The 25546-nt window shown below is 60.9% G+C and carries 21 protein-coding genes; 9 read left to right on the top strand and 12 right to left on the bottom strand.

Translation table 11 applies throughout. The features are described 5' to 3' along the window. Positions 1–21: 21 nt before the first annotated feature. The 4 genes from BM403_RS08845 to BM403_RS08830 all read left to right on the top strand — a co-directional run bounded on the left by BM403_RS08845 (position 22) and on the right by BM403_RS08830 (position 2719). Positions 22–249 carry a hypothetical protein gene (locus BM403_RS08845; protein ID WP_043206025.1) on the top strand — a complete coding sequence of 76 codons (228 nt, stop codon included), beginning with the start codon at positions 22–24 and terminating at the stop codon, positions 247–249. 61 nt (positions 250–310) lie between these two features. After that, positions 311–643: an MliC family protein gene (locus BM403_RS08840; protein ID WP_015886291.1), complete on the top strand. Its 333-nt coding sequence runs from the start codon at positions 311–313 to the stop codon at positions 641–643. A gap of 280 nt (positions 644–923) precedes the next feature. Further along, the gene (gene fba / locus BM403_RS08835; RefSeq protein WP_003177554.1) at positions 924–1988 is read left to right on the top strand and encodes a class II fructose-bisphosphate aldolase; all 1065 of its coding nucleotides are present in this window, start codon (positions 924–926) and stop codon (positions 1986–1988) included. 359 nt (positions 1989–2347) lie between these two features. Beyond that, entirely contained in the window at positions 2348–2719 is a 372-nt protein-coding gene (locus tag BM403_RS08830; protein WP_371914013.1) for a hypothetical protein, read from the top strand. A gap of 60 nt (positions 2720–2779) precedes the next feature. Here the strand turns inward: BM403_RS08830 and BM403_RS08825 are convergent, their stop codons facing one another. After that, on the bottom strand, positions 2780–3445 hold the full coding sequence (locus tag BM403_RS08825) for a polysaccharide lyase family 7 protein (protein ID WP_043206023.1): 666 nt from the start codon (positions 3443–3445) through the stop codon (positions 2780–2782). Positions 3446–3758: 313 nt separating this feature from the next. Between BM403_RS08825 and BM403_RS08820 the strand changes: the two genes are divergently transcribed. Genes BM403_RS08820 through BM403_RS08810 form a run of 3 tightly spaced genes read left to right on the top strand, consistent with a single transcriptional unit; the run spans position 3759 to position 6724 of the window. Continuing rightward, positions 3759–5864, top strand: a complete 2106-nt coding sequence (locus tag BM403_RS08820; protein ID WP_093542496.1) for a putative bifunctional diguanylate cyclase/phosphodiesterase — start codon at positions 3759–3761, stop codon at positions 5862–5864. A 43-nt stretch (positions 5865–5907) separates the two neighbouring features. Next, entirely contained in the window at positions 5908–6408 is a 501-nt protein-coding gene (locus tag BM403_RS08815) for a M48 metallopeptidase family protein (protein WP_015886287.1), read from the top strand. Between the two features lie 19 nt (positions 6409–6427). Then, positions 6428–6724: a winged helix-turn-helix domain-containing protein gene (locus BM403_RS08810; RefSeq protein WP_093542495.1), complete on the top strand. Its 297-nt coding sequence runs from the start codon at positions 6428–6430 to the stop codon at positions 6722–6724. 35 nt (positions 6725–6759) lie between these two features. Here the strand turns inward: BM403_RS08810 and BM403_RS08805 are convergent, their stop codons facing one another. Further along, positions 6760–7212: a GNAT family N-acetyltransferase gene (locus tag BM403_RS08805; protein ID WP_015886285.1), complete on the bottom strand. Its 453-nt coding sequence runs from the start codon at positions 7210–7212 to the stop codon at positions 6760–6762. Positions 7213–7413: 201 nt separating this feature from the next. Between BM403_RS08805 and BM403_RS08800 the strand changes: the two genes are divergently transcribed. Further along, positions 7414–8151, top strand: coding sequence for a substrate-binding periplasmic protein (locus BM403_RS08800; RefSeq protein WP_093542493.1), 738 nt, complete (start codon positions 7414–7416; stop codon positions 8149–8151). A gap of 105 nt (positions 8152–8256) precedes the next feature. On the opposite strand, the gene yccS is transcribed toward BM403_RS08800, so the two are convergent. From yccS to betI, 10 genes are all read right to left on the bottom strand, one after another. Continuing rightward, entirely contained in the window at positions 8257–10440 is a 2184-nt protein-coding gene (yccS, locus tag BM403_RS08795) for a YccS family putative transporter (RefSeq protein ID WP_015886283.1), read from the bottom strand. Positions 10441–10666: 226 nt separating this feature from the next. After that, a complete protein-coding gene (locus BM403_RS08790) occupies positions 10667–11845 on the bottom strand; it encodes a BaiN/RdsA family NAD(P)/FAD-dependent oxidoreductase (RefSeq protein WP_015886282.1) in 1179 nt (392 codons plus the stop codon). A gap of 199 nt (positions 11846–12044) precedes the next feature. Next, positions 12045–13382: an ATP-dependent RNA helicase DbpA gene (dbpA, locus tag BM403_RS08785; protein ID WP_231809651.1), complete on the bottom strand. Its 1338-nt coding sequence runs from the start codon at positions 13380–13382 to the stop codon at positions 12045–12047. A gap of 130 nt (positions 13383–13512) precedes the next feature. Next, a complete protein-coding gene (mdtD, locus tag BM403_RS08780; protein ID WP_015886280.1) occupies positions 13513–14940 on the bottom strand; it encodes a multidrug transporter subunit MdtD in 1428 nt (475 codons plus the stop codon). Between the two features lie 36 nt (positions 14941–14976). Next, on the bottom strand, positions 14977–15867 hold the full coding sequence (locus tag BM403_RS08775) for an alpha/beta fold hydrolase (RefSeq protein ID WP_093542491.1): 891 nt from the start codon (positions 15865–15867) through the stop codon (positions 14977–14979). A 226-nt stretch (positions 15868–16093) separates the two neighbouring features. After that, on the bottom strand, positions 16094–17410 hold the full coding sequence (locus tag BM403_RS08770; protein ID WP_093542489.1) for a TldD/PmbA family protein: 1317 nt from the start codon (positions 17408–17410) through the stop codon (positions 16094–16096). Further along, positions 17410–18852, bottom strand: a complete 1443-nt coding sequence (locus BM403_RS08765) for a TldD/PmbA family protein (protein WP_093542487.1) — start codon at positions 18850–18852, stop codon at positions 17410–17412. The genes BM403_RS08770 and BM403_RS08765 overlap by 1 nt, the downstream gene beginning before the upstream one ends. A gap of 191 nt (positions 18853–19043) precedes the next feature. After that, positions 19044–20747, bottom strand: coding sequence for a choline dehydrogenase (gene betA, locus BM403_RS08760; RefSeq protein ID WP_015886276.1), 1704 nt, complete (start codon positions 20745–20747; stop codon positions 19044–19046). Between the two features lie 141 nt (positions 20748–20888). Further along, the gene (gene betB, locus BM403_RS08755) at positions 20889–22361 is read right to left on the bottom strand and encodes a betaine-aldehyde dehydrogenase (protein ID WP_015886275.1); all 1473 of its coding nucleotides are present in this window, start codon (positions 22359–22361) and stop codon (positions 20889–20891) included. 110 nt (positions 22362–22471) lie between these two features. Then, positions 22472–23065 (bottom strand): transcriptional regulator BetI, encoded by a 594-nt coding sequence (gene betI / locus BM403_RS08750; RefSeq protein ID WP_015886274.1) that lies wholly within the window; start codon positions 23063–23065, stop codon positions 22472–22474. Positions 23066–23454: 389 nt separating this feature from the next. On the opposite strand from betI, the gene BM403_RS08745 reads away from it, so the two are divergent. After that, positions 23455–25389, top strand: coding sequence for a BCCT family transporter (locus BM403_RS08745; protein ID WP_224265943.1), 1935 nt, complete (start codon positions 23455–23457; stop codon positions 25387–25389). Positions 25390–25546: the final 157 nt, after the last annotated feature.

The raw sequence follows: 25546 nt of genomic DNA, 5'->3' as shown, positions 1-25546 counted from the left end.
ATCCGGAAAAGGAGTATTCCCATGATCAAGTCGTTGGCATTGTTGATCGCAGCGGGCCTGTTGGCCGGCTGCGGCAGCACGCCAAACGCAGAGCCGGAAGCTGGAAAGCCTGCGGCGCAGCAGAAAAAAAGCTGCTACCAGGCGGACTGGCAAGCCGAGACCATGCCGGTGATCAACAAGCGCATCGGCAACGAACGGCTGGAGAAATACGACTCCGCGCCCAACGGTCAGGAACAGGGTTGCCCTTGACGGGTCTGATCAACTAACCGACAGCAGCGGCGGCCCCCTGGTCGCCCTGTGAGGATTGGCAATGAAAGGCGTTTTCGCCCTGGCAGCCCTGGCCCTGTTGGCCGGCTGCAGCAGCATGAACATGTTCAACAAGGCAGAGCCTGCCGATAAATGGACCACCTGGACCTGCGACAGCAAGGCCGAGGTCAACTGGCGCTTTGCCAACCAGGCTCGTAGCGAGGTGGATGTACGCCTCGGCGGTTCCGACCAGGTTTATCGCCTCAAGCAGGAGGTTGCCGCCTCGGGTGTGCTGTATGCCAACGATCAACTGGCGTTTCACACAAAAGGTGAGGAAGGCCTGGTTTACTGGGTCGCCACCGATGATTTGATCGGGCGGGGCTGTAAAGCCCAATAGAGACACCAGGGTCTTGAAATTAATGAGATCCAAATGTGGGAGGGGGCTTGCCCCCGATAGCGGTGTGTCAGGCACCGACTTCGTTGGGTGAACCGCAGCCATCGGGGGCAAGCCCCCTCCCACATTGATTCGATTCCAGACTGGAATTTGGGGCAGCCTCATCAGCAATAACGATTCAGCAGGCCAGGCATGCAAACCCTGACCCGCAATAACTTGAATAGCAGCCGCCGCTACGGCAGGCTTGCACGATTAACGACCCTCGACCGGGAGAGACAACACAATGGCACTTATCAGCATGCGTCAAATGCTGGACCACGCAGCCGAGTTCGGCTACGGCGTCCCAGCCTTTAACGTCAACAACCTTGAGCAGATGCGCGCCATCATGGAAGCCGCTGACAAGACCGACTCCCCCGTGATCGTCCAGGCTTCGGCCGGTGCGCGCAAATACGCCGGCGCGCCCTTCCTGCGTCACCTGATCCTTGCTGCGATCGAAGAGTTCCCACACATCCCGGTGTGCATGCACCAGGACCACGGCACCAGCCCTGACGTGTGCCAGCGCTCCATCCAACTGGGCTTCAGCTCGGTCATGATGGACGGCTCCCTCGGCGAAGACGGCAAGACCCCGACCGACTACGAATACAACGTCCGCGTCACCCAACAAACCGTGGCCATGGCTCACGCCTGCGGCGTATCGGTTGAAGGTGAGCTGGGCTGCCTGGGTTCCCTGGAAACCGGCATGGCCGGCGAAGAAGACGGCATAGGCGCCGAAGGCGTGCTGGATCACAGCCAGATGCTGACCGACCCGGAAGAAGCCGCTGACTTCGTGAAGAAGACCCAAGTTGACGCCCTGGCCATCGCCATCGGCACCAGCCACGGCGCCTACAAGTTCACCAAGCCGCCTACCGGCGACGTGCTGGCCATCGACCGCATCAAGGAAATCCACAAGCGCATCCCTAACACCCACCTGGTGATGCACGGTTCTTCCTCGGTCCCGCAAGAGTGGCTGGCGATCATCAACCAGTACGGCGGCGACATCAAAGAAACCTACGGCGTACCGGTTGAAGAAATCGTCGAAGGCATCAAGTACGGCGTGCGCAAGGTCAACATCGACACCGACCTGCGTTTGGCGTCCACGGGTGCGATGCGCCGTTTGATGGCGACCAACCCGAGCGAGTTCGACCCGCGTAAATTCTTCGGTGCTACCGTGACTGCGATGCGGGATGTGTGTATCGCACGCTACGAAGCGTTCGGCACTGCGGGTAACGCTTCGAAGATCAAGCCGATCTCGTTGGAAGCGATGTACCAGCGTTACCTGAAAGGTGAGTTGAACGCCAAGGTGAACTGAGCCTGGGACGTTTAAAAGAAGCCCGCAGCGATGCGGGCTTTTTTATGGCTGCGATTGGGTCAGGCGGCGTTGTGGGTATCGAAACCATGGTGTGCGAGGGCCGTGTTCAGTGAGTACGTTTATCACCGCACAGTCATCCGCTATACAGCGAAGTAAAGAAGTTAAGAGTCCTTTGAAAAGTCTTCGACGCTTGTAAGTTTAAATGACGTGCGCTGTTGTCACTTTCTGCTTTGTTTGTGTGCCATTGAAGAGGCGACTTTATCGGATGTAGATGGTTTAAGGTTAGCCTTTGATTGCGCGTTGCAATCTATTTAAGGGTGAGGTTGAACGTGAGCTTTATTAAAACTACCGGTGTTGTCATGGTGTTGGTAGCAGCATTTTCAGTTGTTTCGGCCTATGCGCAGGGCCGTATATTTACCGCGTCTATTGATGAGAAAGGCACTGTCACCGCTCAATCGTCTAGGTGGTTGAAGGAGGTGAAGTTGACCGCGCAGCCTGATTACTTCTCAGAATATAAAGTCAGATTTGTTCCTGGCGTCTTTAAACAGGCACCCCGTTTTTGTACGGTCTCGGTAACAGATGTCAGTTCAAATGAGCATGTTTTTTATGGTCATGCCAAGTTGGGTGGCATGCCGAAGATTAACTACGTTAATGTAGTGACGCTCAAAGTGGGTGATAACAAGCCTGCGGGTGATTCCTCGATGGGGTTCATGTTGATGTGTGTTGAGTAAAGTGATGTAACCAAGAGGCCCCGGCGGGTTGCGGGGGCTTCTTTCATAAGTCTGGAGGGGTCAATCGTGATCTATATCCAACTTGGCAAACGTCACCCGCGCGCCCTCCTTGCTGTCCCCACTGTTGTCCTGCACATACGCCCCCGCCTTGAAGTACAGCGGCTTGGCGCCCCACGCCGCACCAATGCGCTCATTCCACTCACCGTCCGCGGCGTACACACTCAGTAACCCCGCCTTATTGAGGTTGATCACGTAGGTGAAGCTCTTCTCCAGCGGCACATTGGACGCCACGGTGATCACCCGCCCTTCGCCGTCATCCGGGCGCATGCGCACCTTGGCGACGATATTGCCGGTCTGGGTTTTTTCCTTGAATTGGTATTCCAGCTTGATCAGCGGCTTCTGGCTGTCGTACGCATGAATCTGCCCAATCACGATTTTGCCGGTAGAGGGCACCTGATTGACGGTCAGGGTGGCGCGCAGGAAGTTGTCCGCATCCGGGTAGGTCCAGTTGCGCAGGCGCCCATCGGCGTAGGTCTCGCGCAATTCGCTGCGCGGGTACACGGCATTTTCGGTGCGGGTGCCGGTGACGGGGGTCCAGAATTGCACGTTGCTGCCTTCGGCCTGGAAATACTGGTCCTTGAAGCCGCTCATCAGCTTTGGGGTCTCGATGGTGGCGGGCGGGGAGCCGACCGGAATGCTCAGGTTCCAGGTGGAAAGATCAATCATGGCGTAGGCCTTTTTACAGAGGGGTATAGGCTATGGCCCTTGGGCCAGACAGGTTCTTTATAGGCGGTAGTCCTGCGCTTGTTAATTAATCCCTGGCAAATTATTGGCGCCAAAGGAATGCCAAAAAGCCATGTTTCCCATGCGCCGTGGCCTCCAGACCCTGACCGTTAGTCGGCTTCCTGAACTTTGGCGCGATGATGGCACCGCGGTCACTTCTGATTTTCCGGAACCGAGGCTAGAGTGAGGCCTCAGTATTTGTCCGGGTTTTATACCAGAAGTGACCGGAGCAGCTCCTTCAAGGAAGAGACGTAGCATGGATTGCGCTCCACACCTAGGCGATGGCGGATCGGTTTTGCTGGTAGTCGATGACTATCCGGAAAACCTGGTCAGCATGCGTGCACTTTTAAAGCGCGAAGACTGGCAAGTGGTCACCGCCGGTTCCGGTGTGGAAGCCCTGGAGTTACTGCTCAAGCATGACGTCGACCTGGTGTTATTGGACGTGAAAATGCCCGGCATGGACGGCTTCGAGGTGGCCCGCCTGATGCGTGGCAACCAGCGCACCCGCATGACGCCGATCATCTTCCTCAGTGCCAATGCGCAATCCCCGGCCGCTGTGCTGGAGGGCTACGCCAGCGGTGCCATCGATTACCTGTTCAAACCCTTCGACCCGCATATCCTCAAGCCCAAGGTCCAGGCGTTGCTGGAGCACCAGCGTAATCGCCGTGCCTTGCAGCGCCTGAGTCATGATTTGGAGTCTGCCCGCGCCTTTAATGCGTCGGTGTTGGACAACGCCGCCGAGGGCATTCTGGTGGTGAGTGAGGAGGGCGTGATCGAGTACGCCAACCCGGCGATTTCACGCTTGCTCAATGCCACGATGGATGAGCTGCAGGGGCAAGAGTTCTTGAGCTTCCTGCAGAAACCCCATGTGCCCGCGTGGCTGGAGTCGCAGATGTATGCCGGTTACCGCGACGGCGAAACCTGGCGCCTGCATGATGCGATCTTGCGCACCGGCCGGGGCCAGCAGGTGCCGGTGGCCTTGTCCTGTGCACCGTTGCCCGCCGAACAGAAGGCCATGGTGGTGACGGTGCTGGACATGTCCGAGGTGCGCCACCTGCACCAACAACTGGAGTTCCAGGCCGTCACTGACCCGCTGACCGGGCTGCTCAATCGGCGTGGTTTCTATCAGGCGGTGGAGAACACCCTGCTGCGCAGCGAGCGGGTAGAGCAATCGCTGGTATTGCTCTACCTGGACCTTGACGGCTTCAAGCGGGTCAATGATTCCCTGGGCCATGACGCCGGCGACCGGGTATTGCGCTGGGTCTCGGAGCAGTTACAGGGTTGCCTGCGCTCCTATGACATTCTGGGGCGGATGGGCGGGGACGAATTCACCGCGCTTTTAGAGCTGGAGTTCCCCGAGCAAGCGGCGAAGATCGCGGAAAAACTGATCGAACGCGTGTCGATCTGCCAGCAGGTGGAGGGCCTGGATGTGATGCTAGGCGTCAGCATCGGCATCGCCACGTTCCCGGATTGCGGCTCGGATTTGAACGGCCTGCTGCGCGCGGCTGACATCGCCATGTACGAAGCCAAGCGTGCGGGCCGCCAGCAATATCGCTATTACGACCAGGAAATGAACGGCCGCGCCCGTTCGCGCCTGATGCTGGAAGACAGCGTGCGCACGGCGATTCAAAACAAGGATTTCACCTTGGTCTACCAGCCCCAGGTTTCCCTGGCGGACGGGCGTTTGCGCGGTGTAGAGGCGCTGTTGCGCTGGCAGCATCCGAGTGTTGGCGATGTGCCGCCAGGGCTGTTCTTGCCATTGCTGGAGGAGGCGCGCTTGATCAGCCAGCTGAGTAGCTGGATTTACCAACAGGTCGCCGCCCAGCGCCTGGCCTGGCAAGCCACCTTCGATCAGGAACTGGTGCTGAGCGTGAGCTTGAGCAGCCATCAGTTCAATATGCCCAACCTGGCGGCCCAACTGCAGCAGGTGCTTGAGCGCCATGGGTTGCAGGGGCGCCAGTTGGAGGTGGAAATCAGCGAAGACAGCCTGACGAGTAACCTGGAAGAGTCCGGCAAGCAGCTGAAGTTATTGCGCCAGATCGGTGTGCGGATTGCCCTGGATGACTTCGGTTCGGGCAACTGTTCCCTGGCCCATCTGCGCGACCTGGCCTTCGACACCCTCAAGCTCGACCCGCAGTTGATCGCCCGCCTGCCGGGCTCGGCACGGGAGGCGGTGATGGCGCGCAGTATCATCGAGCTGTGCGGGCATTTTGATGTGCTCGTGGTCGCCGAAGGTGTGGAAACCTCGGAGCAAGCCCAATGGCTCAAGGCCAATGGTTGCGCGTATATCCAGGGCCCGTGGGCGGCGCAGCCGATGGTGGCCGAGGACGTGGTGGACTGGTCACGCGCCCGCGTGCGTTGAATTCGTTACACTGGCGACCCTCCGAACCCTGTTGCCGAGCCCCATGACCGCGCTGAAATACCTCCAGGCTTATCCCGCAGCCCTCCAAGAACAAGTGCGCCAGATGATCGCCAAGGATCAGTTGGGCGCTTACCTGGAACAGCGTTACCCCGAGCGCCACGCGGTGCAGAGCGACAAGGCCCTGTACGCCTACGCCCTGGCCTTGAAGCAGGAGCACCTGCGCAACGCGCCGGCCATCGACAAAGTGCTGTTTGATAACCGCCTGGACCTGACCCACCGCGCCCTCGGCCTGCACACTACGATTTCGCGGGTGCAGGGCGGCAATCTTAAATCCAAGAAAGAGATCCGCATTGCGGCGCTGTTCAAGGAGGCCGCGCCCGAGTTCCTGCGCATGATCGTGGTCCACGAACTGGCGCACTTCAAGGAGTCGGACCACAACAAGGCGTTCTACAAACTCTGTGAGTACATGATGCCGGGCTACCATCAGGTGGAATTCGACCTGCGGGTCTACCTCACGTACCGCGACCTGCAGGGCAAACCCTGACCGCACAAGGCGACCGACCATGGATGTGAGCAAGACCAAGAGCAGCTTCTACCGCCGCCTGTATGTGGCGTACCTGATCGACAGCGGCCATGCGAGCAGCGTCCCGGCGCTGACCGACGCCACGGGCATGCCTCGGCGTACGGCCCAGGATACGATTGCGGCATTGGCCGACTTGGATATCGTGTGTGAGTTCGAACAGGAAGACGGCGCCCGCAACCACGCCGGGCACTATCGGATTCGCAGCTGGGGGGCGATTGATCGGCGGTGGATCGAGGCGAATCTGGTTTCGGTGAAGCAGGTGTTGGGGTATCCCTGACGTCCTTCGGTGATTGGGCTGACGCGAAGAGGTCCTCAAGCGCGCCGCATTCCAATATGTGGAATGTCATCTTCCAAATATTCCTCCCCCGCCACCACGAACCCATACCGTCCGTAGTACCCCTGCAAATGCGCCTGGGCTGAGAGGAATATCGGCGTCTGCGGCCATATATCGGCAATCCGCTCTAGCGTCTCTTCCATCATCCGATGCCCCAGCCCGGTGCCGCGCGCCACGGGCGCCACAATCACTCGGCCGATCACCACATCGCCGCCCTGGGACTCCGGGTCCAGCAGGCGCAGGTACGCCACGAGTTGATCATCCTGCCAGGCCATCAGGTGGTGGGTGTCGCCCGACAAGTCCTGCCCGTCAAGATCCTGGTAAAGGCATTTTTGCTCCACGACAAAGACCTCGTTGCGCAGGCGCAGGATGGCGTAAAGCTGTTCCTTGCCCAGGTCATCGTGATGTTTGCAGACCCATTCAACTGTCATGGCGTGTTCTCTTATCAATGTCTGTTCCGGATAGTAAGCGCAGCCGGCAATGCTGTCTAAGTGAGCTATTTTTGTGAGTGAAATCAAATTGCCATCATTGAGTGCGTTTGCCGTCGGCTTCTTTGTGTAATCTGAGCTACTGTTAGAACCTCGGGCCCCGCCTGGGCTAAGGCCACCGCCTGCCTGTCAAGGATTTTGAGCATGCCGCGATTCTCTCGTGCCGTTGCTTTGATTGGAGTGTTGTTGCTGGCGACGCCTGCGTTCGCACAGCGCCTGCGCCTGGTAGCGGATGCCTGGCCACCGTTTACCGATTCCACCCTGATCAACGGCGGGCTGGCCACGGACATCGTCAGCACCGCCTTGGCCCGTGCGGGCTATGCGAGTGATTTTGAACAGGTGCCGTGGGCCCGTGCGCTGATGGGCGTGGGCGATGGGCGCTATGACGTGCTGGTTAACGCCTGGTATGACGATGCCCGCACACAGCTGGGGCAGTTCTCCGGCGAATACCTGCTCAACCGCGTGCGCTTCATCAAGCGCCGCGACGATCCCATCGAGTTCCAGAACCTCGCGCAACTGCACGACTACCCCATCGCCGTGGTGCGCGGGTATGCCTATTCGGCGGCGTTCGACGGGGACCCTCAGCTACAGAAAGTCCCTGTGCATAACTTCGCCATGGCGGTGCGCATGCTCGCGGCGCAGCGGGTGCGGCTGACGTTGGAGGATGAATATGTGGCGCGCTATTACCTGTCCCGTGAATCGGCGCGGGTGCGCAATGCGGTGGAGTTTTTACCCCAGCCGCTGAGCGAAAACAGCCTGCATATCCTGGTCAGCCTGAAACACCCGGAGCATGAGCAGATCGTCGCTGCCTTTGACCGAGAGATTGTCAAGATGAAGGCTGATGGCAGTTATGCGCGGTTGATGAAGCAGCACGGGATGTAGTGGTCTTGAGGGCCTCTTCGCGAGCAAGCCCCCTCCCACATTTAACCGCGTACATCCATTGGGAAGGCGGTCGAATGTGGGAGGGGGCTTGCTCCCGATAGCGGGCTAAGCCGCGCGGGTGTCCTTGATCAAATGCGCCGCCAGCGTGCGCAACGGCCCCAACTGGCGACAAATCAACGCCAGTTGCGTCTGCACCAACCGTTGCCCTTCATCAATCTCATCCGGCATCTGCTCCAGGTCCGCCGCCAGTGCTTCCTCGGCATCGCTCTGAATCGCAATCGGCTGCTTGTTGGCCAGCCCGCTGGCAATGTCATCGATGCTCGCCGCCAAGGTATTACCGGCGCCTTCGATCAAGTGCTCACGCACCTCGGCCGGCAGTTGGGTTTCCCGATGCGCACCCAACCCTGACAAGTAGCTGAGCAATGTGTGCGACAGCACCAGGAAACGGAAGCCTACGTCCGCCTCCTTCCGGAAGTGCCCTGGCTCCATCAACATGTTCGCCAAGGTGGTGGACAGCGCCGCATCGGCGTTGTGTGCGTTGCGCCGGGCCAGGCGGTAGGCCAGGTCGTCGCTCTTGCCGGCGGCGTATTGCTGCATGATCTGGCGCAGGTAGATGCTGTTGCAGGTCAGGGTGTTGGCCAGCACTTTGTTCAGGCGCCGGCCTTGCCAGTCCGGCAGGAACAGGAACACCGCCAGGCCCGCAATCAAGCTGCCGAGCAAGGTATCGAACAGGCGTGGCAGGAACAGCCCATAGCCATCGCCGACCTGGTTGAAGCAGAACAGCACCATCAAGGTGATGGCGGCGGTGGCCAGGGTGTAGCGGGTGGTGCGGTTGATAAAGAACACCAGGCCGGCGGCGATGGCGAACATCGACTGCACCAGGGGGCTCGGGAACAGGTCGAACAGCGCCCAGGCCACGGTGAGGCCGATGGCGGTGCCGATGATCCGCTGGCCGAGCTTGCGCCGGGTAGCACCGTAGTTCGGTTGGCACACGAACAGCGTAGTGAGGATGATCCAGTAGCCTTGGGAGGCGTGGATCGCATGCAGCATGCCGTAGCCGACGGTCAGCGCCAGCGACAGGCGCAGCGCATGGCGGAACAGCAGCGAGGTCGGCGTCATCTGCGTGCGCAGGCGCGTCCACATTTCCTTGAGGTTGCGCGGGGCGCGGTCCAGCAGGTTGCTGTCGGTGGCGTCCGCCAGGCTGTCGGGGTTGCTGGCGTCGCCCAGCAGGCGATCCAGCGTGGACAGGTTGGCCGCGAGGGCACGCAACGAGCGCAGCAGGCCGCGCCAGGCCGGGTTGCTCTGGATGCGCAGGTGTTCCAGGGACGCGTTCAGGTCGCCGAGGGCTTCGGCGAAGCTGTCGTCATAGATGAACGGCTGGCGCAATTGAATCGATTCGGCCAGGGCCTGGCAGGCCTTGCCCTGCTGGCGCAACAGGCGCTGGCAACGGAACAGCACGTCGCTGTGGAAGAAGGCCTCGGCCAGCGCGTTGTAGGGGTAGTGGGACGAGCTGGCGCGTTCGTGGATGTCCTGGGCGAGGAAATACAGCTTCAGGTAGCGGCTGACTTTCGAGCCGGGGCGACCATTGCCTACGCGGTGCAGGATGATTTCCTTCGCCGCGTTGAGCGCCGCCACCACCCGGCCGTTCTGCTGCGCCAGTTCCAGGCGCCGCGCTTCCACATCCAGTTGGCGGATCGGTTCGAACAACGACGACTTGAGCTTGAGGTAACGCCCCAATTCGCGAAACAACCGCGCCAGGCTCTGTTGCACCGGCTGGTTGGAAAACAGCGCCTGCCACAGCACCGACAGCACGCCGTACCAGGCGGCACCGGCCACCAGCAGCAGCGGTTCATGCCAGAAATCGGAGACCGCGCCACCGCGCTGGTCCACGCCGATCATGGTGTACACCGACAGAATCAGCGTCGCCGAGGCAATCGCGCCATAGCGTTCGCCCAAGGCGCCCAGCATGGTCAGGCAGAAGGTGGCCAGGGCCAGGGAGATCGCGAAGATCCAGGGATAAGGGAACAGCAGCTCCACCGACAGTGCGGCGATGCTGAAACACACCAGCGTGACTGCCAGGGCGTTGAGGCGACCTTGCCAGCTGTCATCGGTCTCGGCCAGGGCGCTGGCAATAATCCCCAGGAACAGTGGGATCAGCAGCGTCATTTCATCTTGGTACCAGCACAGCGCCATGCTGCCGGTGAGGGCGATGAATACCCGAATGCTGTAGCTGAATTTATCCAGCGCCCACAGGCGCCGCATGGACTGCTTGAACGAGGTCGATGACATGAAGGCTGGAGTCTTCCGGGACGATGCCGCTAAATTGAGCTATCAAGGACGCCACGGCAAGCGTGGCGATCACATCAATTCGCAAAATATCTCCCAGACACACCCTAAACCAAATGTGGGAGGGGGCTTGCCCCCGATAGCAGTGTGTCAGTCAGTACATCTGTTACTGATACACCGCAATCGGGGGCAAGCCCCCTCCCACATTTTGACCGAGTGCATCTTTCAGTCAGGCGTATTGTGCGGCTGCGTAGCCCGACGCCCACGCCCACTGGAAATTGAACCCGCCCAGGTGGCCGGTCACATCCAGCACTTCACCGATAAAGTACAACCCCGGGCTTTTCAGCGATTCCATGGTCTTGGACGACACTTCTCGCGTGTCCACGCCACCCAGGGTCACCTCGGCGGTGCGATAGCCCTCGGTGCCCGCCGGCACCAGTTGCCAGTTGCCGAGTTTCTGCGCGATGTCGGCGATTTCAGCGTGGGTGTACTGCTTCATCGGCTTGGACACAAACCAGCTGTCCGCCAGCAGGTTGGCCATTTTCTTGGTGAAGATCTCACCCAGCAGGGTTTTCAGCTCGCTGTTCGGACGCTCGGCCTGTTGCTGTTGCAGCCAGGTGTGAGCGTCATGGTCGGGCAGCAGGTTGATCTCCACGGTGTCGCCGGGTTCCCAGTACGAGGAGATCTGCAAGATCGCCGGCCCGCTCAGGCCACGGTGGGTAAACAGGATGTTCTCGCGAAAGCTCTGGCCGTTGCAGCTCACCAGACAATCCACCGACGTACCGGACAGCTCGCCGCACAGGTCCTTGAGCTGGTCAGTGATGGTGAACGGTACCAGCCCGGCGCGGGTCGGTAGCAGTTCATGGCCGAATTGCTTGGCCACCTGGTAACCAAAGCCGGTGGCGCCCAGGGTCGGAATCGACAGGCCGCCCGTGGCGATCACCAGGGATTCGCAGCGCAGTTCACCCAAGGTGGTTTGCAACTGATAACCGGCGTCCAGCTTGGCAATCTCCTGGACCGACGTGTCCAGGTGCATGCTCACACCGACCTGAATGCATTCATCGAGCAGCATGCCGAGAATGTCGCTGGATTTGTTATCGCAGAACAGCTGGCCGAGCTTCTTCTCGTGGTACGGCACGCCGTGCTTGGCCACCAGCCCGATGAAATCCCACTGGGTGTAGCGGGCCAGGGCGGATTTACAGAAGTGTTCGTTGTGCGAAAGGAAATTGGCCGGCTCGGTGTACATATTGGTGAAATTGCAGCGGCCACCGCCGGACATCAGGATCTTTTTGCCGGCCTTGTTCGCATGGTCGATCAACATCACCTTGCGCCCACGCCCGGCGGCGGTCAGTGCACACATCAAGCCTGCGGCGCCGGCGCCAATGATCACAACTTCGGTCGAGCGCACTGCAATGTCCTCATACACGTTCTAATTTGAAATACAGTCAAATGTGGGAGGGGGCTGTTGTGGTGAGCGGGCTTGCCCCGCGCTGGAGTGCGTAGCGCTCCCAAGATTTTGGGGCTGCTTCGCAACCCAGCGCGGGGCAAGCCCGCTCACCACAGCAAGCCAGCCCCCACATTGGATCTCCATTGAATGGGAGATCGTGTTACAGGATCCGCACGCGCAACGACCGGCCTTTGATCTTGCCGTCGTTCAAACGCTGCAACGCCTGCTTGGCGATCCCGCGTTCCACGGCCACGAACGCCTGGAAGTCAAAGATCGCGATCTTGCCGACCTGGGCACCGGGGATACCGGCTTCACCGGTCAAGGCGCCGAGGATATCGCCCGGACGAACCTTGTCTTTACGCCCGGCAGCGATGCACAAGGTGCTCATCTGCGGCAGCAGCGGGCCACCGCTTTGCGGCTTGAGGTTGTCCAGTTGGTCCCAGTTCAGCGGCGACTTCTGCAGTTGCTCGATGGCCTGGGCGCGGTGTGCTTCAGACGGGGCGACCAGGCTGATGGCAATCCCGGTCTCACCGGCACGACCGGTACGGCCGACGCGGTGGATGTGGATTTCCGAATCGCGGGCCAGTTCGACGTTGATCACCATGTCCAGCGAGTCGATGTCCAAGCCACGGGCGGCGACGTCGGTGGCCACCAGCACGGACGTGCTGCGGTTGGCGAACATCGCCAGTACCTGGTCACGGTCGCGCTGTTCCAGGTCACCATGCAGGCCGACGGCGGAAATACCCTTGGCGGTCAGGTGATCCACGGTTTCCTGCACTTGCTGCTTGGTGAAGCAGAAGGCGACGCAGGAGGCCGGGCGGAAGTGCGCCAGGACCTTGGTCACGGCTTCCATGCGCTCTTCCGGCGAGATCTCGTAGAAACGCTGCTCGATCTGGTCATCGGAGTGGAACGCTTCGGCCTTCACTTGCTGCGGCGCGCGCATGAACTTCGAGGCCAGCTGTTTGATGCTCACCGGGTAGGTGGCCGAGAACAGCAGGGTCTGGCGGCGCGGCGGGGTCTTGCTGATGATGTCTTCGATGGCGTCGTAGAAGCCCATGTCGAGCATGCGGTCGGCTTCGTCGAGAATCAGCGTGTTAAGGCCATCCAGCACCAGCGAACCTTTGCGCAGGTGCTGCTGGATACGGCCCGGCGTGCCGACGATGACGTGGGCACCGTGTTCCAGGGAGGCGATCTGCGGGCCGAGGGACACGCCGCCGCACAGGGTCAGCACCTTGATGTTGTCTTCGGCGCGGGCCAGGCGACGGATTTCCTTGGCGACCTGGTCGGCCAGCTCACGGGTCGGGCACATGACCAGGGCCTGGCAGCCGAAGTAGCGCGGGTTGATCGGGTTCAACAGGCCGATGCCGAACGCAGCGGTCTTGCCGCTGCCGGTCTTGGCCTGCGCAATCAGGTCCAGCCCTTTGAGGATCACCGGCAAGCTTTGCGCCTGGATCTGCGTCATCTCGACATAACCCAGCGAGTCGAGGTTAGCCAGCATGGCGGCGGACAGGGGCAAAGTATTAAAAGCGGTGGCGATGGTAGTCACGGGACTGGCTCTGCAAAACAAAATGTCGCGCAGTGTACCAGTCTCGTGGGAATTTCCCTGCAAGTTCTAGACGAGAAGCCTGTCAGTGCTCAATGTCGTGCTCACGGCTGACCACACGTTTGCCGTCTTTTGGCGACAGTTGCAGGAAGATCGCCGCCGCCAGCATCGCCATGATGCCTACTGTGAGGAAGGTCAACTGGAACGCGCCAAGCACGCTTTCTACCCCGTCATTGCCCGTTTCGGCGGTAAATCCGCCCAGCAGTGCACCGGCGCACGCCACCCCGAGGCTCAGCGACAATTGCGCCACCACCGAGAGCAAACTGTTGCCGCTGCTGGCCTGGGCATCATCGAGGTCGATCAGGGTGACGGTGTTCATCGCGGTAAATTGCAGGGAGTTGATCGCCCCCAGTACCGCCAGCATGCACAACAGCAGCGGGTAGGGCGTGTGCTCGCTGACCAGGCCCATGCTGGCGAGCATGATGCCCAGCGCCAGGGTGTTGCCGGTGAGCACGATGCGGTAGCCGAGGCGTTCGATCAGCGTGCGGGCGATGGATTTGGCAAACATCGCCGCCGCTGCCAGGGGCAACATGCTCATGCCCGCTTCGGACGGCGAGTAACCCAGCGCGACCTGCAACAGCAGCGGCACCAGGAACGGCAGCGCGCCGCTGCCCAGGCGCGCGAACAGGTTACCCAGAATGCCCACGGCGAAGGTGCGCGTCTTGAACAGCACCGGCGAAAACAATGGGTTGTCGATATGCCCGGCGCGCAGCCAATACGCCGCCAGGCACGCCAGCCCACCGAACAGCAACAACATCACCCGCAGGTGCGGCAGGTGCAGTTCGCCCAGGCCTTCCATGGCGATGGTGATCAGCACCATCGCCGCGCCAAACAACAGAAAGCCGATACCGTCGAAGCGCGTGCGTTCACTGCCCCGCAGGTCGGGGATCAGTTTCCACACGGCATAACAACCGACCATGCCCACCGGCAGGTTGATCAGGAAGATCCAGTGCCAGGTCAGGTATTGCACCATCCAGCCGCCCATGGTCGGGCCGAGCAACGGGCCGAGCAGGCCGGGGATGGTAATGAACCCCATGATGCGCACCAGCTCGGAGCGGGGGTAGGCACGCAGCACCACCAGTCGCCCCACCGGCAGCATCAGCGCGCCGCCCAACCCTTGGATCACCCGTGCGCCCACCAGCATGGTCAAGCTGCTGGACAAGGCGCACAGCAGCGAGCCAATGCTGAACAGCATGATTGCGCCAAAGAAGATTTTCTTGGTGCCGAAGCGGTCGGCGATCCAGCCCGAGGCCGGGATCAGCAAGGCGACGGTGAGCATGTACGCGATCACCACCCCTTGCATGCGCAGCGGGTTTTCCGCGAGGTCCCGGGCCATGGCCGGCAATGCCGTGTTGAGGATCGTCCCGTCCAGCGACTGCATGAAGAAGGCAATCGCGACCACCCAGGGGAGCCAGCGGGCGGTCTTGGCATCGAGCGGGACGCGATTCGGCATGGAAAACCTTTTTGTTAGCAGGCTATGTGTTGGCGATTATGCGCCATCCGTCGCTCCTTTTCCCACTGGCGATTCGTCTAAATCCGAAAACGCGGCGTGCTCACCCACCAGGAAATCCAACAACGCCCGGTGTACCGCCAGCGCGGCCTCGCGGGACTCCAAGTCGAGCAAGTGGCCGGTATGTTCGGCCACGGCAAAGCTGCTGCGACCCACGTATTGCTGGAACACCTTTGCCTCGGCGGCCGGGGTGTATTCGTCCAGTGCACCGTTGAGGAAGTGCACCGGTGTTTCAATCTGCTTGAGTGCCGGCAGGTAGTTGCCATCGCCCAAGGCCAGCACCTGGTGGATATGAAAACGCGCCTGGCGGTATTCGGTGGTGGCCATGGTCGACAGGTGCCGGTGGTTGTTGCGCTTGAGCCGGGATGACAGGTATTTGCCCACGGTCTCGTTGAGCAAGTGGCCGACGGCGGATTTGTCATCCGCTTCGATCAGCACGCGTACACGCTCCACATAGTCGAGCATCGCCTGGTTGAGGTTGGGCGCCAGGGCCATCACCACCGAGCTTTCAATGGAGGGCGGGTTATGCGCCAGGGTCAGTAGGGTCGAGATACCGCCCCACGACGCCGACACCAGATGGTTGACCTGGAAGCGCTCCACCAGGGCGCGCAGGATTTGCACTTCGTCGTCCTTCGTGACCAGGTCCAGGTCAGTATTGTGTTCGCGGGAATAGCCGGAGAACGGCAGGTCGAACAGCAACACATTGAAATGCTCGGCCAGGCATTTGCTGGTGCGGGCAAAGGAGCGTGTGGTGGACAGCGCGCCATTGACCATCAGCACGGTCTTTCTTTGCGGATTGTTTCCCAGCTGCTCAACATGAACGTTGTAGTGCTTGAACAGCTTTTCAATGACAAAACTTCCATGGTTCATGTCAACGCTCCAGCTTGCCCTTCCCGGGCAAGGTCGTGCTCTCGTGGGGGGAGTGGCGGGGTGCCACCAACCGTTATAACGAGGTTTTTTGCAGGCGACAACAGGCTGCCCCGTGCAGACTGGGCAGACGAGAATTGACCGTAGGAAAGTGTAAAGCGAAGGTGTATGAACCCAGCACGGAGCAATGTGGAAGGGGCTTGCCCCCTCCCACAGGGACCTGCTGTGTTTAAAGGGTGAGGGTCAGGCGTTTGACCAGGGCGCCCGGCAGCAGGTTGGAGGCCGTGTTGCGCTGGCTGTAAGTACTGGCCGACAGCAGCAGTTCCCGATCCGCTGTCAGCGCTTCCAACTGCGACCCCAGCAGTTGGTAGACGCTGTCATCAAAGCGCATGGTGCTGACCGGCGCTTTGATCTCGCCGTCTTCCACCCAGAAGGTGGCGAAGCGTGTCATGCCGGTAAGACGCGCCGCCGGGAGGTCGGAGTAGTTCAGGTACCACAGGTTGCTGATGTACAGCCCGGTGCCCAACTGTTTGAGGATGTCGGCCTGGGCCAGGTTGCCCGCCGCTATTTGCAGGGCGCTGGGCGATTCATCACGGCTGGCGCCGTTGGCGCTGAGGCCGTATTCGGCGGCGCTGCGTGAGTTCACCAATTGGCCGTCGGCTTTGCCGGCGCTGATCAGCGTGACATCGCCCCGTGGGTAGCCTTCGGTGGAAAACGCCTGGCTCAATGAGCCGCTGATCTGCTCTTTCACCGTCACCAACGGGCTCAGGGACTGTTCACCGGAATACAGCTTTTGCAGCGAGCTGCCTTTGCTGGCGATGGCCTGGGCGGAAAACCCACCCCAGGTGATGATGCTGATGATTTCTTCCAGTGCCGCCGGCGCGAGGTAGGCGCGGTATTGCCCAGGTGCCAGTTTGTGCAGCGGGCGGCCAAGGAATTCCAGCTGTTCACGGGCGAGTTGGAAGCGACGGGCGAATTCGGCACTGTCCCATTGGTCACCGGCGTAGCTGGCTTTAACGGCCTCGCCATTGGCATGGAACAGGCTGAAGTCGAAGTTGAAGCTGTTCGCCTGATGCCAGCCAAAGGCGCCGTCGGAGCTGGCAAAACCACGGCTGATCGGCCCGGCGGCGTAGAAACCGACCAAGTCCACGCCTTGCGCGGCGCGGCTGATGTCTTCCAACACCAGGGCCAGGTCGGGCAGGGGGCGGGCCTGTTCGTTGTGGCTTTGCCAGGCATTATGGTTCAGCAGCAGGTACGGGTCCTGCGGCAGCAGCGGCAAGGTTTCGCGCAACTGTTGCAGGCCCTCGGCGAGGCGTTGGCGGTCGACTTCCGGCTGGCCGCCCAGGGTGATACCCAGGTCGGCGTGACGGCCGTCGTTAATCAGTTTCAGCGTGAGGCTGGCCTGTTGCACCTGTCCGGCCTGACGCACGTGTGCGTGGTTGAAGCGCACGAACTCGGACGACTCATCCGCGTAGCCCAGATGGAAGCGTTCACCGTCGGTGATGGCATGCTTGAGCCAATCCACCAGTGCCTTGAAGTTGTTCATCAGGCATCTCCCCCAAATACATCGACATCACTGAATACACAGGCAGGCGAGGCATGGCCCACGCGGATCACCTGGTTGGGTTCGCCCTTGCCGCAGTTCGGCGTCCCCAGGACCTTGAACGTGCTGGCGTCGCCGACGGCGCTGAGCTTGCGCCAGAACTGCGCGGAAATAGCCCGGTAGTTGGGGTTTTTCACCACGCCTTTGAGTTCGCCGTTTTCGATCAGTTGGCCCCATTCGCAGCCGAACTGGAATTTGTTGCGCGCGTCATCGATGGACCAGGAACGGTTGGTCGACATCAAGATACCGTGCTCGATGCCGCCGATCAGTTGCGCCAGGCTCTGGTCGCCGGGTTCGATATTCAGGTTGGCCATGCGGTCGATCGGCGGGCGGTTCCAGCTGCACGCGCGACTGTTGGCGACGCCACCCATGCCGGCGCGGAACTGCGACAACGCTCCACCCAGCGGTTTGAGCAGCAGCCCTTCGCGGATCAGGAACTGTTTGCTGGCGCGGGTGCCGTCATCGTCATGGCTGTAGCTGGCGAGTTGTTCGGGGATGTCCGGGTCGAAGGTCACGTTGAGCAGCGTGGAGCCATATTGCAGGTGGCCGAAGTCGCTGGCCTTGACGAAACTGGTGCCGGCGTAATTGCGCTCATCGCCGAGGATGCGGTCGAGTTCCAGCGGATGGCCGATGGATTCGTGGATCTGCAGGATCATCTGGTCGGGCATCAGCAGCAGGTCGCGCGGGCCCTGTGGCGTGTTGGGTGCCAGCAGCAGTTGCAGGGCTTCGTCGGCAATACGCGGCGCGGCGCCGATCAGGCCGAAGCGGCTGATCACGTCGAAGCCACCTTGCTGGCCGAAGTTGCTGCCGCCGAGCGTGCGCGACTGGCTGTCGTTGCCGTCATAGGCCGTGACGTTGACGCCGGGGAATACAAAGCGCTGGGCCTGGCGCAGTTCGGCGCCTGCGTTGTTGAGGTAAATCTGCTCGACGTGGGTCAGGCCAAGGCTGACTTCCCAGTTCACCAGGCGTTCGTCCTGGGGGACGGCGGCCGACTCGCTCCCCAGCAGTTGGTAGCAATCACTCAGGGACGGAAAGGGTTGGTCGAGGTCGGGTGACAGGTAGTCCGCGACGTCACTGGAAACGTGTTGGTCCCGCAGGTCGAGCAGGGCGTGGGGCTTGATCAACCGGGCTTGCTGTTCGGCACGCTCAAGGGCGGCTTGCAGGCCGGAGAGGGAAATGTCGTGGGTCGCGGCGTAGGCTTCCACCCCGTTGACACGCACCGTGAGCATGGCGCCCTCGTCGTGGTTCAGGTGTGGCGGTTCGGCGACGTTCTTGCGTACGGCCAGGTAGTGGCCGGATTCGCGTACATAACGCAGCGAGAAAAATTCGGCGCGGGTGCGCAGGGCACTGAAGTGCTTTTTGAGTGTGGCGTGGTGGTCGAACATGGGGCCTTCCTTGTGGGCGGCTCAGCGCGGGCAGGCAAACAGAGTAGGCCTGGGCTGGAAGCTGATCAAGGAAAGCGGATCATTGTAGTGAGCGGGCTTGCCCCGCGCTGGGCTGCGCAGCGGCCCTAACATCTTGGGAGCGCTTCGCACTCCAGCGCGGGGCAAGCCCGCTCACTACAAAGGTGCATCAGTTACTGTGCGGTAGGGCCCACTTCACGCAGCGGCTTGCCACGCACTGGCGCATCGCCGGCCACGTAGTAGTCGGCGGTGCTGCGCGGCAGAGGCTGGCGGCCGCGGATCTTGTCGGCGATTTTCTCGGCGATCATGATCGTCGGCGCGTTCAGGTTGCCGGTGGTAATGATCGGCATGATCGACGCATCGACCACACGCAGACCCTGCATGCCATGCACGCGGCCTTCACCGTCGACAACCGCCATCTCGTCGGTGCCCATCTTGCACGAGCAGGACGGGTGGAACGCGGTTTCGGCGTGTTCGCGGATGAACTTGTCGAGTTGCTCATCGGTTTGCACGTCAATACCAGGGCTGATTTCGCGACCACGGTACGGGTCCAGCGCCGGCTGCTGCATGATTTCACGGGTCAGGCGGATGCCATCGCGGAATTCCTGCCAGTCTTGCTCAGTGGCCATGTAGTTGAAGAGGATGCTCGGGTAGTCCCGTGGGTTCTTCGACTTCAGTTGCACGCGGCCACGGCTTGGTGAACGCATGGAGCCCATGTGCGCCTGGAAACCGTGCTCTTTCACACCGTTGCTGCCGTTGTAGTTAATCGCCACCGGCAGGAAGTGGTACTGGATGTTCGGCCAATCGAATTCCGGACGCGAGCGGATGAATCCACCGGCTTCGAACTGGTTGCTGGCGCCGATGCCGGTGCCGTTGAACAGCCACTCGGCACCGATCGCCGGCTGGTTGTACCAGAGCAGCGAGGGGTACAGCGACACCGGTTGGGTGCAGGCGTATTGCAGGTACAGCTCAAGGTGGTCCTGCAGGTTCTCGCCGACGCCCGGCAGGTCGTGGACCACGGGGATGTCGAGACTTTCCAGCAATTTGGCCGGGCCGACGCCGGAGCGTTGCAGCAGTTGCGGCGAGGCGATCGCGCCGCTGCACACCAGCACTTCTTTGCGGGCGCGGGCTTCAACGCGCTCTTCGGCGGCGCCGATCAGGTAACGCACGCCAACGGCACGCTTGCCTTCGAACAACACTTTGTCCGTGAGGGCGTGGGTGACGATGGTCAGGGTCGAGCGCTTCTTCGCCGTGTCGAGGTAACCGCGTGCAGTGCTGGCGCGACGGCCATTTTTGGTCACGGTACGGTCCATCGGGCCGAAGCCTTCTTGCTGGTAGCCGTTCAGGTCGTCGGTGCGCGGGTAACCGGCCTGCACGCCGGCTTCGACCATGGCGTGGAACAGCGGGTTGTTGCCGGCTTTTGGCGTGGTCACGCTGACCGGGCCTTCGCCACCGTGGTAGTCGTTCGGGCCGATGTCGCGGGTTTCAGCTTTTCTGAAATAGGGCAGGCAGTCCAGGTACGTCCAGTTTTCAAGCCCTGGAAGTTTTGCCCAGTTGTCGTAGTCCATGGCGTTGCCACGGATGTAGCACATGCCGTTGATCAGGGAAGAGCCACCCAGGCCCTTGCCGCGACCGCATTCCATCCGGCGGCCGTCCATGTGGGGCTCTGGATCGGTCTCGTAGGCCCAGTTGTAGCGGCGGCCCTGCAGTGGGAAGGCCAGGGCAGCGGGCATCTGGGTACGGAAGTCGAGACGGTAGTCGGGGCCGCCGGCTTCCAGCAGCAGGACGGTGACGCCTTCGTCTTCGGTCAGACGGGTCGCCAGGGTGTTACCGGCGGAGCCGGCACCCACAATGATGTAATCGTATTCTTGGGACATAAATGCACCCTCTTTGAAGTGTGGTCAGGTCGGGCCTCATCGGGAGCAAGCCCCCTCCCACATTTGATCGGGTTTACACAGTCAAAGGTGGGAGGGGCTTGCCCCCGATGGCGGCCTCAAAGGCGATACAAATCTCGAGTCTTAGAACACCGAGGCGTAGTCGCCCAGCTCAACCTGTACCGATTTGATGCGGGTGAAGTTGTTCAGCGAGCTGATGCCGTTCTCACGGCCAACACCCGATTGCTTGTAGCCGCCGACCGGCATCTTCGCGTCGGACTCGCCCCAGGCGTTGATCCAGCAGATGCCCGCTTCCAACTGATGAATCACGCGGTGGGCGCGGTTCAGGTCCTTGGTTACCAGGCCGGCAGCCAAGCCGAAGTCGGTGTCGTTGGCGCGGCGGATCACTTCTTCTTCGGTCTCGTAAGTGAGGATGCTCATCACTGGGCCGAAGATTTCTTCACGGACGATGGTCATCTCGTCGGTGCAGTCGGTGAACACCGTTGGGGCCACGTAGGCGCCTTTGGCGAAGTCGCCGTCGGTCAGGCGGTCGCCGCCGCACAGCAGGCGTGCGCCTTGTTCTTTACCTTTGGCGATGTAGCCCAGCACGCTTTCCATGTGGGCGAAGCTGACCAGCGGGCCGAAGTTGGTGTTTTCGTCTTGCGGGTCGCCAACGCGGATACGGGCAACACGCTCAACGATCTTGGCTTCGAAAGCCGCCTGCAAGTGCTTAGGCACGAACACACGGGTGCCGTTGGTGCAGACTTGGCCGGAGCTGTAGAAGTTGGCCATCATCGCGATGTCGGCGGCACGATCCAGGTCGGCGTCTTCGAACACGATCAGCGGCGACTTGCCGCCCAGTTCCATGGTCACTTCTTTCAGCGAGGAGCTGGAAGCGCTGGCCATGACTTTCTTGCCGGTGTCGGTGCCGCCGGTGAACGAGACTTTCTCGATGCGCGGGTGCTCGGTCAGCCAGGTGCCGACTTCACGGCCGCTGCCGGTCAGCACGTTGAACACGCCAGCCGGAACGCCGGCTTCGGTGTAGATCTCGGCCAGTTTCAGGGTGGTCAGCGAGGTGACTTCGCTGGGCTTGAAGATCATCGCGTTACCGGCGGCCAGGGCCGGTGCGGATTTCCACAGGGCGATCTGGATCGGGTAGTTCCACGCGCCGATACCGGCGACCACGCCCAACGGCTCGCGGCGTGTGTAGACGAAAGACGTGTCGCGCAGTGGGATCTGCTCGCCTTCGATGGCCGGTACCAGGCCTGCGTAGTATTCCAGGACATCGGCGCCGGTGACGACGTCGACGTATTGGGTTTCGGAGAAGGCTTTACCGGTGTCCAGGGTTTCCAGGGCGGCCAGTTCGTCGTTGCGCTCGCGCAGGATGTCGACGGCACGGCGCAGGATGCGCGAACGCTCCATGGCGGTCATGGCGGCCCAGATTTTCTGGCCTTTTTCAGCGCTGACCACGGCACGTTCAACGTCTTCTTTCGTTGCGCGTTGCACTTGGGCGAGAACTTCACCGTTAGCCGGGTTGATGGCTTCGAAGGTGGCATCGCTGCCAGCGTCGCTGTAGCCGCCGTCAATGTAGAGTTTTTGCAGGTCGAAACGGGCCATAAAGTCCTCGCAAGTGCATAAGTGGTTGGCGTTACCCGCCGAAAAGTGGGCCATGAGGGTGTGGCAACACTGAGCGGCAGACGTTCAGGGGTTGAGCGTTTATAGGTGCTCTAACTCACCTGCTTGGCCAATTGGAAATCCATGTATTCGTAAGCGATCCGTTGCGCCTGCGCCGTGTCGAAAGCGTCTCCCGACAGTGCGCCGCGCAACCATAAACCGTCGATCAGGGCCGCCAGGCCTCGGGCTGCTTTGCGTGCGTGCGGCAGCGGCAGCACTCGGCGGAACTGGCAGCACAGGTTGGAATACAGACGTTGATCGTTGATCCGCTGCAACCTGTGCAATGACGGGTGATGCATGCTGGTGGCCCAGAAGGCCAGCCAGGTTTTCATTGCCGGTCCGTTGACCTGGCTGGCGTCGAAGTTGCCCTCGATGATCACCTGAAGATGTGCCCGTGGGCTGTCGTCCGTAAGCGCCAGCCGGCGTTCGTGGACGTTATCGATCAATGCGTTCATCAAATAGCGCATCGTCGCTGCAATAAGGCCGTTCTTGTCCTTGAAGTAGTGACTGATGATGCCGTTCGAGACACCGGCCAAACGGGCGATCAGCGCAATGCTGGCATCGCCCATCCCGACCTGATCGATGGCCGTCAGGGTGGCTTCGATCAACTGCTGGCGGCGTATGGGTTGCATACCGACCTTGGGCATGTAGCACCTCTCCTTAGGCCTGCGACGGGCGATGAACGTTCGTCGACTTGGTGGCCAGTCTATTTTGTTTTGATTGAACGTTCAATCAACAAAGAATAAGCTCTGCGACAAATGGTCGCTGCCTACAGGTATTTCCTACGTGTGGGCCGTGACATCTGACACCTGCAAAAACCCTTGAAACAGGCCGTATCAGGGCCTGGCCACCGTTTCGGCGGGTTCAGGAATTTTCGGGGTGTCTTTATAACACCCGTCCGTCGACTGCCGAAAAATCGATGTCCCGGGATAACCGTTGCCTTGTGTTTCTCTCTCGCACTGCCTGGAGCATCTGCGCCATGAGTTCTGCCTCTCTTATAAAGACCCCGCCGGAAAAGGTGCGGGTCAACGGTTGGGTGTTCTACACCTCCACCGCGCTGATTCTGTTGTTGACCGCCATCCTGATCATCGCCCCGCAGGAGGCCGGGCGCATGCTCGGCGTCGCCCAGGCCTGGCTGTCTAAAAGCTTCGGCTGGTACTACATGGTGGTCATCGCCGCCTACCTGGTGTTCGTGGTCGGCCTGGCGTTTTCGTCCTACGGCAAGTTGAAACTGGGCAGTAAGGACGACACCCCGGACTTCAGCTACGGCGCCTGGGCCGGCATGTTGTTCTCGTCGGGCATCGGCATTTCGCTGCTGTACTTCGGTGCCTCCGAGCCGCTGGACCACTACTTCAACCCGCCCGAAGGCGCGGCCGCCAGCAATGGCGCCGCCCGCCAGGCGTTGCAACTGACCTTCCTGCACTGGGGCCTGCACGGCTGGGCGATCTATGCGCTGGTCGGCCTGGCCGTGGCGTACTTCGCGTACCGCCATAACCAGCCGCTGGCCCTGCGTTCGGCGCTGTACCCGCTGGTAGGCGAGCGTTGGGTGAAAGGCGCGGCCGGCCATGCGGTGGATGGCTTCGGCATGTTCGTGACCCTGCTCGGCCTGGTGACCAACCTGGGGATCGGCTCGATGCAAGTGTCGTCCGGGTTGGAAAACCTGTTCGGCATGCAGCACAGCAACACCAACTTGCTGATCGTGATCATCGTGATGAGCACCGTGGCGACCATCGCTGCCGTGTCGGGCGTGGAGAACGGTATTCGCCGCCTGTCCAACCTCAACATCGTGCTGTTCAGCGGCTTGCTGATCTTCGTACTGCTGTTCGGGCCGACCCTGCACTTGCTCAACGGTCTGGTGCAGAACACCGGTGACTACCTCAACGGCATCATCCTGAAAACATTCGACCTCTACGTGTACGAAGGCGACGCCGACAAGACCGAGCGCTGGATGGGCCTGTGGACCCTGTTCTACTGGGCCTGGTGGATTTCCTGGGCGCCATTCGTGGGCATGTTCATCGCGCGTATTTCCCGTGGCCGCACCGTGCGTGAACTGGTGGCCGGCGTGCTGCTGATCCCGCTGGGCTTCACCCTGGCGTGGTTGTCGATCTTCGGTAACTCGGCGCTGGACCTGGTGCTGAACCACGGTGCGGTAGAGCTGGGCAAGACGGCGCTGGAACAGCCGTCCATGGCCATCTACCAACTGCTTGAGCATTACCCGGCGTCGAAAATCGTCATCGGTGTGTCGATCTTCGTGGGCTTTGTGCTGTTCCTGACGCCGGCGGATTCCGGTGCGGTGATGATGGCCAACCTTTCGTGCAAAGGCGGCAATGTGGACGAAGATGCGCCGCACTGGCTGCGGATCTTCTGGTCGGCGGTGATCACCCTGGTGACCATCGGCTTGCTGTTTGCTGGCAACTTCGAGGCCATGCAAACCATGGTGGTGCTGGCGGGGCTGCCGTTCTCGGTGGTGCTGATCTTCTTCATGTTCGGTTTGCACAAGGCCATGCGCCAGGATGTGGCGATCGAACAGGAGCAGGCGCAATTGGCCGAACGCGGGCGTCGTGGTTTCAGCGAGCGTTTGACCGCGCTGGACCTGCAACCGAGCCAAGGCACCGTGCAGCGCTTTATGGACAAGCACGTCACGCCGGCGCTGGAAGAGGCTGCGGTCGCGTTGCGTGACCAGGGGTTGGAAGTGCAGACGCTGTTGGGCAAGTCCAAGCGTTGCATCGGTGTGCGCATCGAGATGGAAGAGGGCAACCCCTTCGTTTATGAAGTGAGCCTGGATGCTTATTCGTCGGCGCCGAGCGATGTGCCTGAGGAAGAACGCACGCGTTATTACCGCGCCGAGGTCTACTTGCACAACGGGCCTCAGGAATACGACCTGATGGGCTTCACCCAGGAACAGATCACCCGGGATGTGCTCGATCAGTTTGAAAGCCATCGGCAGCTCCTTGGCCGTGTCTATAGCTGATAGGTGATGACGGGTGGTGTCTTCACTGACACCACCGGGTCCACATGTGTAAACAGAACTAAATGTGGGAGGGGGCTTGCTCCCGATAGCAATGTGTCAGTCAGTACTTCTGTTACTGATACACCGCAATCGGGGGCAAGCCCCCTCCCACATTGAC

The organism is Pseudomonas sp. OV546, assembly GCF_900116845.1.
In the GTDB taxonomy this organism is placed as follows: Bacteria; Pseudomonadota; Gammaproteobacteria; order Pseudomonadales; family Pseudomonadaceae; genus Aquipseudomonas; species Aquipseudomonas petroselini.
The sequence above is the reverse complement of the archived record's forward strand: the minus strand, read 5'-3'. Positions and strand labels throughout refer to the sequence as shown.

What these genes read in the sequence shown, in the direction of transcription:
- BM403_RS08845 (WP_043206025.1), top strand. Translation starts at nt 22, where the DNA reads ATGATCAAGTCGTTGGCATTGTTGATCGCAGCGGGCCTGTTGGCCGGC.
- BM403_RS08840 (WP_015886291.1), top strand. Translation starts at nt 311, where the DNA reads ATGAAAGGCGTTTTCGCCCTGGCAGCCCTGGCCCTGTTGGCCGGCTGC.
- fba (WP_003177554.1), top strand. Translation starts at nt 924, where the DNA reads ATGGCACTTATCAGCATGCGTCAAATGCTGGACCACGCAGCCGAGTTC.
- BM403_RS08830 (WP_371914013.1), top strand. Translation starts at nt 2,348, where the DNA reads ATGGTGTTGGTAGCAGCATTTTCAGTTGTTTCGGCCTATGCGCAGGGC.
- BM403_RS08825 (WP_043206023.1), bottom strand. Translation starts at nt 3,445, where the DNA reads ATGATTGATCTTTCCACCTGGAACCTGAGCATTCCGGTCGGCTCCCCG.
- BM403_RS08820 (WP_093542496.1), top strand. Translation starts at nt 3,759, where the DNA reads ATGGATTGCGCTCCACACCTAGGCGATGGCGGATCGGTTTTGCTGGTA.
- BM403_RS08815 (WP_015886287.1), top strand. Translation starts at nt 5,908, where the DNA reads ATGACCGCGCTGAAATACCTCCAGGCTTATCCCGCAGCCCTCCAAGAA.
- BM403_RS08810 (WP_093542495.1), top strand. Translation starts at nt 6,428, where the DNA reads ATGGATGTGAGCAAGACCAAGAGCAGCTTCTACCGCCGCCTGTATGTG.
- BM403_RS08805 (WP_015886285.1), bottom strand. Translation starts at nt 7,212, where the DNA reads ATGACAGTTGAATGGGTCTGCAAACATCACGATGACCTGGGCAAGGAA.
- BM403_RS08800 (WP_093542493.1), top strand. Translation starts at nt 7,414, where the DNA reads ATGCCGCGATTCTCTCGTGCCGTTGCTTTGATTGGAGTGTTGTTGCTG.
- yccS (WP_015886283.1), bottom strand. Translation starts at nt 10,440, where the DNA reads ATGTCATCGACCTCGTTCAAGCAGTCCATGCGGCGCCTGTGGGCGCTG.
- dbpA (WP_231809651.1), bottom strand. Translation starts at nt 13,382, where the DNA reads ATGCTGGCTAACCTCGACTCGCTGGGTTATGTCGAGATGACGCAGATC.
- mdtD (WP_015886280.1), bottom strand. Translation starts at nt 14,940, where the DNA reads ATGCCGAATCGCGTCCCGCTCGATGCCAAGACCGCCCGCTGGCTCCCC.
- BM403_RS08775 (WP_093542491.1), bottom strand. Translation starts at nt 15,867, where the DNA reads ATGAACCATGGAAGTTTTGTCATTGAAAAGCTGTTCAAGCACTACAAC.
- BM403_RS08770 (WP_093542489.1), bottom strand. Translation starts at nt 17,410, where the DNA reads ATGAACAACTTCAAGGCACTGGTGGATTGGCTCAAGCATGCCATCACC.
- BM403_RS08765 (WP_093542487.1), bottom strand. Translation starts at nt 18,852, where the DNA reads ATGTTCGACCACCACGCCACACTCAAAAAGCACTTCAGTGCCCTGCGC.
- betA (WP_015886276.1), bottom strand. Translation starts at nt 20,747, where the DNA reads ATGTCCCAAGAATACGATTACATCATTGTGGGTGCCGGCTCCGCCGGT.
- betB (WP_015886275.1), bottom strand. Translation starts at nt 22,361, where the DNA reads ATGGCCCGTTTCGACCTGCAAAAACTCTACATTGACGGCGGCTACAGC.
- betI (WP_015886274.1), bottom strand. Translation starts at nt 23,065, where the DNA reads ATGCCCAAGGTCGGTATGCAACCCATACGCCGCCAGCAGTTGATCGAA.